The 16,193-nt window shown below is 44.0% G+C and carries 12 protein-coding genes; 1 reads left to right on the top strand and 11 read right to left on the bottom strand.

Features of this window, described 5'->3' with window-relative positions:
* Nucleotides 1-3 precede the first annotated feature (3 nt).
* The 7 genes from V5G21_RS16860 to V5G21_RS16830 form a co-directional block, all read right to left on the bottom strand.
* Nucleotides 4-1,818, bottom strand: coding sequence for an ABC transporter ATP-binding protein (locus V5G21_RS16860; protein ID WP_011246346.1), 1,815 nt, complete (start codon nt 1,816-1,818; stop codon nt 4-6).
* Between the two features lie 14 nt (nt 1,819-1,832).
* The gene (locus V5G21_RS16855; RefSeq protein WP_035204459.1) at nt 1,833-3,581 is read right to left on the bottom strand and encodes an ABC transporter ATP-binding protein; all 1,749 of its coding nucleotides are present in this window, start codon (nt 3,579-3,581) and stop codon (nt 1,833-1,835) included.
* A 184-nt stretch (nt 3,582-3,765) separates the two neighbouring features.
* On the bottom strand, nt 3,766-5,157 hold the full coding sequence (locus V5G21_RS16850; RefSeq protein WP_011246344.1) for a SpoVR family protein: 1,392 nt from the start codon (nt 5,155-5,157) through the stop codon (nt 3,766-3,768).
* A 104-nt stretch (nt 5,158-5,261) separates the two neighbouring features.
* A complete protein-coding gene (locus V5G21_RS16845) occupies nt 5,262-7,016 on the bottom strand; it encodes a phospho-sugar mutase (protein ID WP_422397347.1) in 1,755 nt (584 codons plus the stop codon).
* A 62-nt stretch (nt 7,017-7,078) separates the two neighbouring features.
* Nucleotides 7,079-8,686, bottom strand: coding sequence for a glycerol-3-phosphate dehydrogenase/oxidase (locus V5G21_RS16840; RefSeq protein ID WP_011246342.1), 1,608 nt, complete (start codon nt 8,684-8,686; stop codon nt 7,079-7,081).
* 65 nt (nt 8,687-8,751) lie between these two features.
* Complete coding sequence (gene sfsA, locus V5G21_RS16835) at nt 8,752-9,450, bottom strand: DNA/RNA nuclease SfsA (protein ID WP_011246341.1); 699 nt, start codon at nt 9,448-9,450, stop codon at nt 8,752-8,754.
* A gap of 58 nt (nt 9,451-9,508) precedes the next feature.
* Nucleotides 9,509-11,047 carry a bifunctional GNAT family N-acetyltransferase/carbon-nitrogen hydrolase family protein gene (locus V5G21_RS16830; RefSeq protein ID WP_011246340.1) on the bottom strand — a complete coding sequence of 513 codons (1,539 nt, stop codon included), beginning with the start codon at nt 11,045-11,047 and terminating at the stop codon, nt 9,509-9,511.
* Between the two features lie 611 nt (nt 11,048-11,658).
* Here V5G21_RS16830 and V5G21_RS16825 point away from each other — a divergent pair.
* Complete coding sequence (locus tag V5G21_RS16825) at nt 11,659-12,198, top strand: hypothetical protein (RefSeq protein WP_338464966.1); 540 nt, start codon at nt 11,659-11,661, stop codon at nt 12,196-12,198.
* A 428-nt stretch (nt 12,199-12,626) separates the two neighbouring features.
* On the opposite strand, the gene V5G21_RS16820 is transcribed toward V5G21_RS16825, so the two are convergent.
* From V5G21_RS16820 to nfsA, 4 genes are all read right to left on the bottom strand, one after another.
* Nucleotides 12,627-13,358 (bottom strand): glycerophosphodiester phosphodiesterase, encoded by a 732-nt coding sequence (locus tag V5G21_RS16820; protein WP_011246338.1) that lies wholly within the window; start codon nt 13,356-13,358, stop codon nt 12,627-12,629.
* Nucleotides 13,359-13,419: 61 nt separating this feature from the next.
* Nucleotides 13,420-14,055 (bottom strand): fumarylacetoacetate hydrolase family protein, encoded by a 636-nt coding sequence (locus tag V5G21_RS16815; RefSeq protein WP_338464965.1) that lies wholly within the window; start codon nt 14,053-14,055, stop codon nt 13,420-13,422.
* 49 nt (nt 14,056-14,104) lie between these two features.
* A complete protein-coding gene (locus V5G21_RS16810; RefSeq protein WP_082111795.1) occupies nt 14,105-15,277 on the bottom strand; it encodes a pyridoxal phosphate-dependent aminotransferase in 1,173 nt (390 codons plus the stop codon).
* A gap of 18 nt (nt 15,278-15,295) precedes the next feature.
* Nucleotides 15,296-16,039: an oxygen-insensitive NADPH nitroreductase gene (gene nfsA, locus V5G21_RS16805; protein WP_035204451.1), complete on the bottom strand. Its 744-nt coding sequence runs from the start codon at nt 16,037-16,039 to the stop codon at nt 15,296-15,298.
* Nucleotides 16,040-16,193 lie beyond the last annotated feature (154 nt).

Below are 16,193 nucleotides of genomic sequence, written 5' to 3'. Positions count from 1 at the left end.
TTTTTAATCCTTGATTGCAGCATATTGCGACTTGACGAGGCCAAAATAGGTCCCTTTCTTTTCCATCAGTTGGTCATGGGTACCTTGTTCAATCACATTGCCATGTTCAAGGACAATGATGTTGTCGGCATCGCGAATCGTTGAAAGGCGATGGGCAATCATGATCGCCGTTCTACCTGCCAACAGCTTTTTAAGCCCGTTTTGGATTTTCACTTCGGTTTCTGTATCGATGCTGGCGGTAGCCTCATCCAAAATTAAAATACGCGGATCGGCAATTAACGCCCGGGCAAAGGAAAGAAGTTGCCGTTCCCCTACAGATAGCACATTCCCTTGTTCTTCGACTTCAGTTTGGTAGCCTTGTTCCAACTTTTCGATAAAGGAATGGGCTCCGATTGCTTGAGCTGCTGCTATGATTTCTTCGTCTGTGGCTGAAGGATTGCCAAAACGAATGTTATCCATGATTGTGCCTGCGAAAATAAACGTGTCTTGGAGGACATAACTGACATGTTTGCGCAGATCGGCAAGGCGAATGTCTTTTAAATCAACGCCATCTAAGTGAATCTCCCCGGAAGTCGGATCATAAAAACGGCTCATCAAGTTGACAATCGTTGACTTGCCAGAACCAGTATGGCCGACAAGAGCGACTGTCGTGCCAGCATGAAAGGTAAGATCAACGCCGTTTAATGCCCGACGTTTGCCGTCGTAAGAAAACTCCACTTCTTTAAAGACGATTTCTCCTTTTATGTCCGTAAGCGGCTGTGCATCTGGCTTATCTTCCACATTCGGCTTTTCATCGAGAAATTCAAAAATCCGCTCGCTCGAAGCCATGCCGACAAGAAGCTGGTTGTACACTTGCCCTAAACGGGAAATTGGTTCCCAAAACATGCCGATGTAAAAAGCAAAAGATACAAACACGCCTAATTCTAATGTACTCGCATCACTTTGGATTAAAAACGCGCCATACCAAATTAATATCGCTCCTCCAAGCGCACTTGCCATTTCAACAAATGGTCGGAACAATGCGTTCATCCGTGTAGCCTGGCGCCAGCTCTCGTAGTTTTGGCTGTTCACTTCGTCAAAGAAATCCATGTTTTCATGTTCTTGGGCATAGGCTTGTGTCACGCGAATACCTTGAATGCTCTCATTCAAATGGGAATTCAGCCTAGATTGGCGCAAACGCACGGTTTGCCAAGCACGGCGAATTTGCCGGCGCAGTTTCGTTGAAATAAAAAACATAATCGGCAAAACGATGAGAATGACAACCGCAAGTTCTGGGCTGAGCGAGAATAAAATCACCACAATCCCAACAAGCATGACCGCATCCATCAATAAATTAATAACGCCGTTTGTAAACAAATCTTGGAGAGAATTCACATCATTGATTACTCTTACAAGAATCGAGCCAGCTGAACGCTGGTCATAAAATCGATGGGACAAATGCTGGATATGGTCAAACAGCTTTTTGCGAATGTCAAAAATAACGTGCTGGCCAAGCTGGTTCGTCCAGCGGATACGGAATAAATTGGCCACATAGGCGAATAGATACAAGCCTAAAACAATGCCTGCATAAAGCACCATATCGGCGGTGGTCGCTAACCCTTTTTCCAGCCTGTCGACAGCGAATACACCGATAAATATTGGGATAATCAGCCGCACTGCCGTCGCCAGGAGCATAACAAAAATCGTTTTTGGCAACAGGCTTTTTGCGTAAGGCGCCAAAAACGAAAATAGACGCGTCATTTGTTTCCAGTTAAAGGGCTTTTCAATAATTTCCTCAGTTGAATAGTGAAAACGAGTTTTCCTTCTTGCCTGTTCCATGCCTGGTCACATCCTTACGCTTGTTGCAGCACATATTGTTGATCTTGGTTTTGGATATCGTAAATCCGTCTGTATAGCCCTTCTTCCTGTAGAAGGCTTTCGTGGTCTCCGTCTTGAACAATGCTCCCGTCTTCAAGAACGAGAATCTTGTCACAATGCTTTACAGATGATATCCGATGGGCAATGACAAACGTTGTTCGCCCCTCCATTATTTCTTTTAGCGCTTGCTGGATTTTCATTTCTGTTTGCATATCAACAGCGCTTGTCGCATCGTCTAGAATAAGAATGCTCGGGTTTAAAATCATCGCCCTGGCAATGGCAATTCGCTGCTTTTGCCCTCCAGAAAGACCGAGGCCCCGTTCGCCGAGAATCGTGTCGTATCCGTCTGGAAGCGAGCTGATAAAGTCATGTGCATCGGCACGCTTAGCCGCCGCTACGATTTCTTCCATCGGAACATCAGGGTTTCCATAGGCAAGGTTGTCACGGATAGAAGAAGAGAACAAAAACGTTTGTTGAAGCACGAGGCCGATATTGCTCCTCAGTTCCTTCACATCATATTCTTCTACCGGTTTGCCATCAATGAAAATGTCACCCGCTGTTTTTTCATAAAAGCGCATGATAAGCTGGATAATGCTTGATTTTCCTGAGCCTGTTGCACCGACAAGCCCGATTGTCGACCCTTTAGGTGCATGGAAAGAGATATCGGTGAGCGCATTTTTGGCTTTGTTGTTATAGCGTAACTCGACGTTTTTAAAAACCACATCGCCCTCAAGCTTCGTATATGAGCTTGTTTGCTCTACTCCGTTTTTCCGCTCCTCTTCATCCAATATTTCAAGCAAACGTTCACCTGACGCTTTTGACTGTGAAAACGTGTTGATAATAAATCCAAGGTTCATAATGGGACCAATTATGAACCATACAAGGCTAAAGAAAGCCGTTAATTCGCCGGCCGTCAATTGGCCTTGTACCGCTAAATAACCGCCAAAACCAAGAAGAAGCACAGCAGACGTGTTGCCGATGAATTCCATTAACGGAAAATACGTTCCCCATACATTAGCGACTTCTACGTTTTTTGCACGATAATCGTCATTTTGTTTATGGAAACGGTTTTTTTCTGTGTCTTCCTGGGCAAGGGCTTTGACCGTATGCATGCCGCTTACATTCTCTTGCACTTTTGTGTTGAGCGAAGCTAGTGATTTACGGACACGCCGAAATCCCGGATGTACCCGTTTATCAAACTTGTAAACAACGACACTTAAAAACGGCAATGTCACCATTGTCACAATTGTTAAAGGCACCGAATAGTAAAACATAACGATCAGCGAAAAGCCGACAAGCAGGACAAAGTTGACAAGCTGAGCGCAGCCAAACGAAAGAAAAAAGCGGAATGCTTCCACGTCCGCTGTTAGCCTTGACATCAAATCGCCGGTTTTAGCATTGTCGTAATAAGTAAATGGAAGGAATTGCAGTTTTTTATAAAGCGCTTTCCGAAGACGATAAACAGCCCGTACGCCAAATAAATCACCAAAATATTGGTTGATGTACGTGGCAATTCCTTTTACTGCCATGATTAAAATTAAACCGATCGCCAAGTAAGGGATAATGCCGTATTCTCCGCCGCTAATACCAACATCAATGGCGATTTGCAAAACAACCGGATAAACAACCGTAATTGCTGTCACAAAAAACAATGCGATCAAAGAAAACACAAAAAACCTTTTATCTGGAAGATAAAACGTTGCCAGACGCCTAAAAGTCTCCACCGTTACACCACCTCTTAAAGTCAATGCTTAGAATTACGAAATACCGTAGAGTCGTAAAATCTATCTTACTCTGAAACGAAACGACCGTCAATTAATATATCGATCATTTTGAAATTTTTTTGTATGCCTATGTAACGTAAAGACATTCGCTCACGTTGCACAAAAAAAGGGCTATCTGCTGCCCCTATAAATACTTGCGGTGCATTTTGCCGCCGTCGTAAATAAAAACAATCTGTTTTTCATTAATTTCTGTTTCCAAATGAACGGTGCGGCCCCATAGTTGATAAAGATAAGGAAGGACTCTCTCTAAATGGCCAACATCAAGTTCAATTCCTTCAAAACGATGGGTAATATACAGCTCCCCATTTTTTAAGTAATCGCCATCCGTTACTACCAGGTACGGAAAGCCGCCATTGACCCGCGATTTAGTAATGTGGTCACGTACACCTTCCCAAGCTTTGTCGACAACCTTATAGTCGGAACCTTGTTTTTGGAATAAGTACATGTCTTCCCGGTGGACGAGCTCTTTTGTTAAATAGTTGCGGATAAAGGACGTATCCGATTCAATTTCACGGACTTCAAAGATTTTCTCTCGCCCGCTCCCTGGCTTAATCCCTTGTTTGCGCTGCATTTCCTCTGTTGGCTCGTTGTAGCGTTGTTCAATATCCTCAAAAATTTTCAACCCTAAGTAATAAGGATTAATGGATGTTTTCGATGGCTGGACAACAGCAGCGTTCAACTTCGCAAATTCAACGGCCTCTTCGCTCGTTAAATCCATTTCTCTAATGATCCGTGCATGCCAAAAAGAGGCCCAGCCTTCATTCATGATTTTCGTTTCCAATTGTGGCCAAAAATAAAGCATCTCTTCGCGCATCATTGTCAAAATATCACGTTGCCAAGGTTCCAATTCCCTGCTATGGTGTTCGATAAAACGAAGCACATCTTTTTCAGGGCTTTCAGGAAAACGTTTCTTTTTTGGAGCCGCTTCCTTTTTCGGTTGCTCTTCTAAATTCCACAAATCCTCGTATTCAGAAGCTCGTGGCTTTTCAAATGTCAATTCGCTGCTCTCCACTGGCTTGACAAGCCCAGGATCAATATGCTCTTGAATCGCCAAAACAGCATCAAGAAAATTTTCAACTTGCTCTTTGCCATGAATATGTTCATAGTGGGCAACCCGTTCGGCGGTTGCGCTCATGCTCTCTACCATATCGCGCCGTGTATTGGAAAAGCGAATGTTGTTTTTAAAAAAGTCACAATGGGCCAACACATGGGCCACAATAAGCTTGTTTTGGATCAAACTATTGCTGTCTAACAAAAAGGCATAGCATGGATCAGAATTAATCACGAGCTCATAAATTTTGCTTAACCCTAAATCATACTGAAGTTTCATTTTGTGGTATTGCTTGCCAAACGACCAATGGTTATACCGTGTTGGCATCCCATAAGCACCAAATGTGTAAATGATATCCGCTGGGCAAATTTCATAGCGCATTTCATAAAAATCAAGGCCAAATCCTTTAGCAATTTCAGTAATTTCTTCAATCGCATACTGCAGTTCTTTCCGATTGTCAGACAACGCGCTCCCTCCTTCGTTGTCTTCCTATTCTATGAACAGCAGCAGGGGAACATGAACGAAGAAAAAACCCTTGGCGTACAGCAAGCCTGTACGCAAGGGCAATGTTAAGAAATAAAAGCTTCCATATAAGACATGACCGCTTGTTGCAACTGAGTCAGTTTTTGTTCGCTCTCTTCATTGCTAGAGCCGACAACACCAAAATAAAACTTCACTTTAGGTTCTGTTCCAGAAGGACGCACACAGAACCACGAACCGTCCTCAAGTGTGTACTTCAGTACATTCGATGCTGGCAACTCAATCGCTGTCCGTTCTCCGGTTGCTGTGGCAAGCGCTTGTCTCGATTCAAAATCTTCGACTGTTGTAATGAGCTTGCTAGCCATATGTGTAGGCGCTTCTTGACGGAGAGAGGCAAGAATAGAAGCAATTTTTTCTGCCCCTTCTTTTCCTTTTAACGTTAATGATTGCAACCCTTCACGGTAATAGCCGTACTTGCAATAAACTTGCTGCATTGCTTCATAAACCGTCATGCCTTTACGCTTATAATGGAGTGCCAACTCAGCAGCAAACAGGCAAGCTTGTATAGCATCTTTATCGCGGACGAAATCACCTATTAAATAGCCATAGCTTTCTTCATAGCCGAACAAAAATGTATGTTCACCAGAACGTTCATATTCGCCCATCTTTTCGCCGATAAACTTGAAGCCTGTTAATGTATCGATGGTTGTCAGTCCGTAAGCATCAGCAACTGCTCGGCCTAGTTCAGACGTGACAATCGTCTTGAGCACTATGCCATTTTGCGGAAGCGTCCCCTTTTGCTGGCGTGTTTCGAGAAGATAGTCAAGCAAGAGCGCGCCAGTTTGGTTTCCAGTCAAGACAACGTAGTTTCCCTCGTCATCTTTCACTGCAAGCCCTACTCGGTCTGCATCCGGGTCTGTAGCAAGCAAAAGATCTGCCTCTTGGCGCTCCCCATAGTCCATCGCCAATGTAAAAGCTGCATGTTCCTCTGGGTTGGGTGAAGAAACAGTTGAAAAATCAGGATCAGGTTGCTCTTGTTCAGCCACCACTGTAACGTTTGTAAACCCGCTTTCTTTTAGGGCGCGCCTAACCGCAACATTCGCTGTGCCATGGAGCGGTGTAAACACAATGGCCAACTCATCGCCATACTGCTTGTCCATTTCAGGCTGAAGCAAAATCGTCTTCAATTGATCGTTATAAGCATCGTCAATTTCAGTGGAGATGATCTCGTATAACTGTGCTGCTTTCAATTCCTCTTCATCGCCAACTTCAATAGCCAATTCATCTTCGATTGATTGCACACAAGCAACAAGCTCTTCTGCAGGGGCAGGCGGGAATTGGCAGCCATCTGAGCCGTATACTTTAAATCCATTATATTCAGGCGGGTTATGAGAAGCGGTAATGACAATGCCCGCTTCAGCCCCGAGATAACGGACGGCAAACGACAATTCTGGCGTTGGCCGCAAACTTTCGAAAACGTACGCTTTAATGCCATGAGCGCCTAATGTGATTGCTGCTTCATGAGCAAACTTTGCCGACTTATGGCGGGAATCAAAAGCGATCGCCACTCCTTTGCTTTTCGCCGTCTCACCTCGTTTTTCAATAAAGCGGGCCAGTCCTTCGGCTGCTTTTCGAACAGTATATGTATTCATCCGGTTTGGTCCTGGCCCAATTTCCCCACGCATGCCTCCTGTCCCAAAGGCAAGTTCCCGGTAAAAACAATCTTCAAGCGCCTTATCATTATCCAAAATGGCGTCCAATTGTTGACGCACATCTGGTTCTAATTGTGCAAATTGGTTCCAGCGTTCCACTTTCTCCACAATATTCAAAAGAGTCCCTCCCATAAAAACTGCTCTACGCTATCATTTTACACAGCATTCCACTGGTTTGCCAGCAAAAAAACGGCTTACCTGCTTGCAGGCTTGATCAAGGCATCCAATTCCACTCGGTATTGCGCTTCCTGCTCTTCGCTCCAATTAAAGCGATCACGCATGTAGCGAAAAACCGCTTCCTGGACATGTAACGCTTCTGTTTTATTAAAGTAGAACATCGCCGTGCGCCTGACTAAAAAGTCTGCGGGCGTAACCGCCATTTCTTCTTCAATCGAAAACAGCAGCTGTGCAAAAATAACCGGCGGCAACCCAAATAAACGTGCTTGTTTTTTATAAGACCAAAAGCGTGCATAAATGGCCCCTACATTCGAACCATACATATCGACTAATTCTTGTGCCTTTTCTTGGCTGATTCCATACTGCACCCCTTCAGCGAGGCGCTTTTCTTTATAATTGTCAAATTGGTCAACGCTGCCTGCATAGCCGCCAGAAAGGGTGACTGTATCCGTTTCGCACGGAGAAAAAGGGCCTGCTTTTTTGGCGATACGGTCAAGAATTTGCTGGGCCAATAAACGATAACCAGTGGTGTGTCCACATACGACTGTTACAAGGCCAGAAGCGGATTCAAACCAGTCATTTTTCCTGATCGCTTCATGCTTTTTTTTATTTGTTTCAATCACAATTGGCCGTTTAACATGCCATGAGGCTTCAATATCATCAGGTGTAATCTGTACTTCCTGAAACGTCTGATTGATTTTCGCCAACATGACCTCTCGTTCGTTTTTGTCCTTTTCATCGCTGTCCGTCAAAGACAATACGACTTTCTTGCCCCTTGGCGCCAGACTAATCAGCTTTTTGTCGTCCAATTCCAAATAAACAACTTGGTCAATCGCAAGCAGCTCTTTTGGAATGACCATATAAACATCAGTCATATAGCCAATCGTCTTTGCCGACATAGACCGGTCTTGCTCCCGTAGAGTATCTGCCTCAATCCCTGTCGCATTAATAATCTTTTTAGCGAACACTTTATAAGCTTCGCCAGTCAACTGATCGATCGCAACCACACCGACAGCTTTCCCATTTTCATAGAGAAATGTCTCTGCTTTCATATAATTGAGCGCCATTGCTCCCCTTCTAGTTGCTTCTTTTAATAAGTCAAATACGAGCCGTGCATCGTCCCGCCAAAATTCTTGGTAGAGAACAGCGCCTTTGATCGATTTGTCAGAAAGCAAAGGCGCAAGGCGATTCAGTTCTTTTTTTGATAAATGTTTGCGCTTTTCCTTTCTTGCTAAGTCTGATATACGTTCAACTACCTTTGAACCAAAAGAATGCCTGCCAAACATGCCGACTTTAAAAGCAGGAAGCAGCAAAGGAAGCTGTTTCATTAAATGCGGAGCATTTTCATGCAAAATCAAGCGCTCTTTGACATATTCTCCGTGCCATTTCATGTCAAGCTGGTGGGCCTGCCTACTCTCATTATGAAAAAGGGTTGACCAGGCACCTGAAGAACCTGAAGCAAAATCGGCTCGTTCAATTAAAACAGTCTTCATTCCCCTGACTACTGCATCAAGGGCGATGCCCGCTCCTGCAACCCCGCCACCGATTACTAGTAGATCGAAGACATCCCCTTCCAGCTGCTGTATATACTCACCCCGCAATTCACTTGAAAAAGAATGAACCATCTACAACTCCCCAATCTGTTTGCTCACTTTCCTTATCATAGCATTTTTTCACAATAACAGAGAAGTCAGACGACAACCGGAATCCGATTTTTTAAACAAATGTTCTGTTTGGATAGTTCAGTGCTTACAGCGCTAATGAACACACCTTTATCGTTTGCCTCCTTAATCGCTTTGGCAAAATCAGCGTCTATGCTGCTTTCCATTTCCACCGTGCTAATGTTGCTATGTTGAGAGACAAACAGAACCGCACTCTCATACTCGGGCAACAAATTCAAAGCAGTCAATTCCCGGACATGTTTTGCGCCCCTTTTTGTGACCGCATCTGGAAAAAACCCTTTGCTGCCCCGAGCAAGCGTTACACTCTTTACTTCAAGCACCAGCGTGCGTCCGTTTTTCGAGAGCAAAAAATCAAAGCGCGATTGGCCTATTGTTGCTTCTCGTTTTTCTAACTGCCAGCCACTAAATGCTTCAAGCGATTGGGAGGCTAGCGCTTCTTCTACTAGTTGGTTGGCAAAAGTCGTTTTTAATGAAACAAGGTCACCGCCAGGCGTCTCACATAGAACAGCTGTCCACGCCGTTTTTCGCAACGGGTCAACAGCAGGCTCCGCCCAAATGATGGCGCCTTCTACTAACAATTCACGCAAACGTCCTGGATCAGGCAAATGGGCCAGGACGTTCTCCTCTGTATCAGTCCGCTTTAACTCGACAACAAAACGATTGGGGCGATGAACGAACTGCATTTTCGTTAATGGCGGCAAGCGCATGGTGATTCTTCCTTTCTATTTAAGACACATTCGACCTGTCTGCTCAGTCTGCTTTCACTTATTGTTTATAAACAACATGATAAATGTCATCACGGCGGTCACGTAATTGATTGACGCTGCCAGAACGGCGGTGGCGCCGCAAAATTTCCAAATCCACGTCTCCTACTACGACTGTTTCAATATTAGGGCTGCACTCCCCTACGATGCCGTCCCGTGGGAACGTGAAATCAGACGGCGTGAAAATGCCAGACTGGGCATACTGAATATCCATATTGGCCACATCAGAAAGATTGCCGACTGTGCCAGAAATGACGGTGTAAATTTGGTTTTCAATCGCTCGTGCCTGGGAACAGTAACGGACACGCAAATAGCCTTGGCGGTCATCTGTACAAAATGGCGAAAAGATGATGTTCGCCCCTTTGTCGGTTGCAATACGGGCCAATTCTGGAAACTCAATGTCATAACAAATTTGAATGGCAATTTTGCCGCAGTCTGTGTCAAATACTTTTACTTCATCGCCGCCGCTAATCCCCCAGAAAAGTCGTTCGTTTGGGGTAATATGGAGTTTATATTGTTTTTCAATTGTTCCATCACGGCGGAATAAATAGCTGATATTATAAATCTTCCCTTCTTCTTCTACATAATGGGACCCACCTATTATATTAACGTTGTAGCGAACAGCAAGCGTCGTAAACAGCGCAATATATTCCTCTGTAAATTCCGTTAAACGACGAATCGCCTGGCTTGGACTTTTCTCGGGAAGAAAAGATAATAGCTGAAGCGTAAAAATTTCAGGAAAAACAGCAAAATCGGATTGGTAACTAGCTGCTACATCTGCATAGTACTCACATTGGACAGCAAAATCATCAAATGAAGCAATTTTTTTCATCTCGTATTGGATCGTCGTAATCCGCACAGGGAAAGACGTTTTGAAACGCCTTTTCGGCGTAGATGGCTGGTAGTCAATGTTATTCCATTCCATCAATGTCGCATACTTCATACTCGCTTTGTCGTCAGTCAAGTAATTGGCATTAACTCGTTTAAGGGAAAAGCCATTAATCACTTGGAACGTTAAAACCGGGTCATAAATATTATGCATGGTTACTTGGTCTACATATTCCCGTGGGGAAATTTTGTCCGCATACTTGTAGTAGTTTGGGATGCGCCCACCAATAATAATGCTTTTTAAATTTTTTTCCCGGCACAAATCTTTCCGCGCTTCATATAGACGGCGGCCAATTTTCATGCGGCGAAAATCAGGGTGCACCATGACTTCAATGCCGTATAAATTGTAGCCATCAGGATCATGGTTGGTAATATAGCCTTGGTCGGTAATTTCGTCCCAAGTGTGCTGGTCGTCGTATTCATCAAAATTGATAATCAAACTAGAACATGAGCCAATGATTTGCCCATCGTATTCGACGCAAAATTGGCCCTCTGGAAATATGGAAATATGGCTCTTTAATTCTTCACGACGCCACGGCTCCATATTTGGAAAGCATAGTTTTGACAAATTTATAATATCGTTAAAATCCTTTTCTTCGATATGGCGAAGAATGATTTTTTTTTCGAACTTAGACACATCAATTTCTTTCATGCTGCTCACGCCTTTCTCATTTGAACATGTCAATCATTCCGTAGTTTACCTCTTTTTCAGCTGTTTGAATAGTGTTTTTCCCCGTTCAAGTAAACAAGGCAATTACCACGGTAATAGCGAGTGCTTCGGTAAATGAATAAATTGGTTTTTCCAAGATCACGATAGCAACAAATTCACCTTTTTGAAAGGTTTAGCATTTCGTTTCCAACGACCAATTGAAATGATGAATGCTAAGTCATTTTTGGTATTTCTCTCGTTATACTTTTTTAATTCCTCTTTCAGTGCTTCGCCATTATTAAATTGGACAAATGCCCCTTCATTGCCACAGAAGGCTTACAAAGATGGATACAACGATTAATGTGATTGTAAACCCAATGTTGGAAGATTTATCTAACGCGGTTTTAAGTTTAACAGTATCCAAAATCAGAGAAATGAAGTAAGGATTGACTAGATTAGTACAGGAGATCTAATACAACATACGAAACACTATGTTACACTTAGTTTGCCTAAATCACAAAATAGACAATGTTCCTTCTTTAGCTAACAAGCAGGGTAGATGAAGAGAAGTCATACTCATCAATCAGGAAAATTTTTGAACGGGGAGAGGATGGATGATGGAGCTGGAGTATATAAGAGATTATGTGATGTACACAGCAATTTTCGGCATGTTTAGTTTTATTTGGTTCGGGTGGGCACAGGAGAATCCCAGAAAAAACTGGCGTAAGTATATGGGAATTGCTTCTGGAATTGCGTTGCTAGTATGCTTGATTGGCGTGTACTTGAGTGTGACGAACTGGGAGGAAGCTACTGCTTTGTCAGAAATGAATGCTTTAACTACTTATATCATTGTTTTCTATGCCCAATTAATCATCGGAGGTCTTGGAGCTTTCTTATTGACTCGAAAGAAAAAAAAGGATTACGTTGCTCCGTGGATTGCTTTTCTAGTAGGTGTTCATTTTTTCTGGCTAGTAAACGTCTTTGACGATTTTGGTTTGTATATTTTAGCGGTGCTTATGATAATTATTGCCGTTATATCACCACGGCTGTCCAAAAGATGGGGAGTTACCAGCAGTGCAATCACTGGCATTGGATCTGGCACCGTTCTATTTTGTTTCGCCATATTGGGATTGATTCGCTATCTTTTGGCATAAAATAATTATAAACTGTAAGTATAACTAATAAATGGAATATGCTACATGAACAATATCCTTATTAAAAATAGACTATCGAATCATCAGTCTTAACCTTAATTATTGATGTAATTACACTTAACTGGAAGGAATGGAGCCAAGGCTTTGGCAAAGGTCTGGCCACATATTTGCATACAAATTGTTTGCCGGCTAACGGGTTGGGGGATTTAGTAGTCGGAGCGTTCACATGGTGTGATCCCCATTTCCAGTTGGTAAAAAGCGATAAACTATCACCAGGAGCCATTCACAAGCCGGAAACGGGGCATATTAAAAAAAAATAGATAAAAATGCATAGCTATTGAATGAGCAATAGGGTAATCGAAAAAGCATTCTTTTCGTAAAGAAGCACGAATCAGTTTTAAGCAACTGCCCGTTTGTTTGTTGCCCTCTTACATAAACTCTTCACGAAGATGGAGCGCTCGTGTCGGAAAATCTGTAAAGACGGCTGGACAGCCCCAAGAAAATAACTTTTTCAAAGTTGTGGTGTCATTGACAGTAAAAGCCCGAACCGCAATATTTGCCTGTTTCATTTCTTCGATCAATTCTTTTGATACGTACATACTGTCTAAATGGTAGCCTTTTGCCCCTAACTGCTTCAGATAGCTGGTTGCTTTAAATAAAGGCCCTTTTACAAGTGCGGCCGTTTCAATGAAAGGTAAATGGGCTTGCAACTTTGCTAGCAACATATGGTCAAATGAAGAAACAACAAGACGCTCTTTAAACCGGTTATCGTGAATGAGCGGCAAAATCGCATCAATGACGCGTTCATGCGGCTGGCCATACCCTTTTATTTCTAGATTCAAATGGAGAGAAGGATAACTCGCTGCCCAGTCGAGCAGTTCAGACAAGAAAGGGATGCTTTCTTGTTTTTGGTACGTTTGCTTGGCAGCTGCATTCAATTGTTTCAACTCATTGGCCATATATTGGCAAACAGGGCCTTGCCCATTGGTTGTTCGGTTGACCGTGCGGTCGTGAATCACAACCGGCACATCATCTTTCGTTAATTGGACATCAAATTCGATGCCGTCTGCTCCTGCTTTTGCCGCTTGCTCAAAAGCCTTCAGCGTGTTTTCCGGATAAGATCCAGACGCACCACGGTGGGCATAAATTAACGTTTTCATCCATGCACCTCCTTTCCGTTTACGTTCTTCAAAGGTTTGTTTTAAAAACAAAGGGAGGTGTTTATTTTTTACTTTCCATTCTTACAAAAAAAGTCCCCTTTGTTTCTCCTTGACATGCAAGGTTAAATTGATCGCCATCAGCGATTGCCCCGACACCTTCTGGCGTGCCTGTAAAAAGCAAATCGCCCTTTTTTAAACCAAAAGCAAGATGGCATTCTTGGACAATTTCATTAAATGAAAACAACATATTCTCCGTATTGCCTAGCTGGACGACCTCGCCATTTCGTTCGAGAGAAAAGTTGAGGCTTTTGCTTTCTTGTTCACCTGGAAACGGGAAAAATGGCGTTAGGATGGCAGAGTTGCGAAACCCTTTGGCACGGAGCCAAGGGTGCCCTTTTTGCTTTAGCTTGCTTTGCAAGTCTCGCAACGTTAAATCAACACCTATGGCCATCTCCGTGACGACATCATCAAGTGTATCTCCATCCTCCATGTCTTTGGCAATTTTCAATACAATCTCGGCTTCATAATGGATGGCCCCTTTGTCACTTGGATAAAGAAGCGTCCTTCCGTCAGCCAACACAGCTGCGCTTTTAGGTTTGCCAAATAACAACGGTTCCGTCGGCACTTCGTTTCCTAATTCTTTCGCATGGTTGGCATAGTTACGGCCAATGCAATAAATGCTCGCAATTTCCTCCATTCCATCCCCCTCTGTGTCATTACACCGACGACACGGTTTCATTGTCTTATTAAAACAGATTTAAGTTGCCCACTCGTGCGATCGCCTCACGCAATGTCGTTTTGTCAGCGAGGAGCCCGATACGCACATATCCTTCTCCATACTGGCCAAACCCGTTTCCTGGAGCGACGACGAGATGGGCTTTGTCAAGAAGCAGTTCACTAAATTCCTCGGACGTATAGCCTTTTGGTACAGGGAACCAGGCAAAAAACGAACCTGATGGTTGTTCAACTTGCCAGCCAATTTCCTGGGCTGCCTCCCAAAGGGCTTCGCTCCGTTCTTTGTACAGACCAACCAGCTCGTGTACACTGGATTGATCGGATTGCAACGCGCAGGCAGAAGCTGCTTGAAGGCCGCCGAAGAGACTACAATGGTAATGATCTTGCAACTCTTCTAGCATCGCAACGATTTCCTTATTGCCAAGCACGAAACCGACACGCCAGCCTGCCATATTGTACAATTTCGACATAGTAAAAAGCTCTACGCCTACATCCTTTGCCCCCTCTTGCTGCAAAAAGCTGCATGGCGTGCCATTAAACCCGATTGCACCGTAAGCAAAGTCATGAATGACCGGAATACAGTGCGAACGGGCAACAGCGACCGTATCGGCAAAAAAGCGCGCGTCAGCTGTCGCGCCAGTTGGGTTGTTAGGATAATTTAGAAACATCATTTTTGCTTTATCCAACACATCAGAGCCTAGCTCATGATAATCTGGCAGAAATCGGTTGTTCCTTAACAACGGCATTGGTTTCGCTATTGCTCCCGTTATCGCGATGCCTGACAAATAGTCTGGATAGCCTGGATCAGGTACGAGCGCCATGTCCCCCTTATTTAATAAACATTGGCATAACTCAACAATGGCCGTTTTTGTTCCTGGCACAATGGCGACCTCGGTTTCAGGGTCCAACTCCACGCCATACTGCTGTTTGTAATAAGCAGCAATTGCTTCCTTTAAAAACGGATACCCACGAAAAGGGCCGTATCGATGAAACTGCGGCTCGCTGCTTGCCTCACGCAGCGCCTCAACAATAAAGGCAGGAGTCGGCTGATCGTGGTTGCCTTGGCCTAAATTTATGAGATCATTATGTTCTTGAGCCAATCGTTGTGCTTTGTTTACTAATTTCGCAAAAAATTGACTTGGCAGCTGTTCCATCATTTTTGCTTGCTGTATGTCCATCGCCATCCCCCCACTCACTGTCTGTTATTCCTGTTGCAAAAAGCCCTTTTCTTTCAAGAAAGCATCCAAATGAGGCCGCTTCCGTTCTTTTGTGTAAGCCGCCATCGATGCTGTCCAGCCATTGGTTCGTTTGCCATTCGTGCGCTTCGCATAATAAGCGCTCATTGTTTCATCATAGGCAGAAAGGGCATCTTCCTGATCGCTTTGATATGTTTCTTGGTGGAGCACAGCTTTTAAAGGCAGGCGCGGCTTTTGCCCAGGTTCACTGTCAGGCTCGCCTATCGCCATCCCCATTACTGGGAATACATATGTAGGCAAATGAAGCGAGTCGCTTACTTCCTTTGGTTGATTGCGGATTCCGCCAATCATGACACCGCCAAGGCCAAGCGATTCAGCGGCAAGCATAACATTTTGGGCAAATAAAGCGGCATCCACAGCGCCAACGAGAAGTTGCTCCGCCCCACCGACGTCAAATGAAACGTGATGCTGTTTGCTGGCACTTGCATGCCGTGAAAAATCTGCGCAAATGACAAAAAACACACTACACTCCTTTACCCAACGTTGGCCGCCTGTTAAATCGGCGAGTGTTTCTTTACGAGCAGCATCCTCCACAGTTATAACGGAGTACGCTTGCACATGATGGGACGTCGACGCCCACTGCGCCGAGCTGATAATCGTTTCAATTTGCTCCTTTGTGACGCGCTTATTTGTAAAAGCGCGAATCGACCGATGACTGGTCATAAGCTTTAGCACATCATTGCTTTCCATCTCCACCACCACCTGTTTCATTTTTTTGCTGATAATGGTAGTGTACTAAAAATGCCGAAAAAGAGGAACTATTAGCGGCAGGATCAGCCGATTTTCTTACTAAATCATACAAAAAGAGAACCGTATCAATGTTGCGCCGGCTCTCTTTTCTTAA

The organism is Shouchella rhizosphaerae, assembly GCF_036700015.1.
In the GTDB taxonomy this organism is placed as follows: Bacteria; Bacillota; Bacilli; order Bacillales; family Bacillaceae_D; genus Shouchella; species Shouchella rhizosphaerae.
Note: the sequence above shows the minus strand (reverse complement) of the source record. Positions and strands in the feature narration are given on the sequence as shown.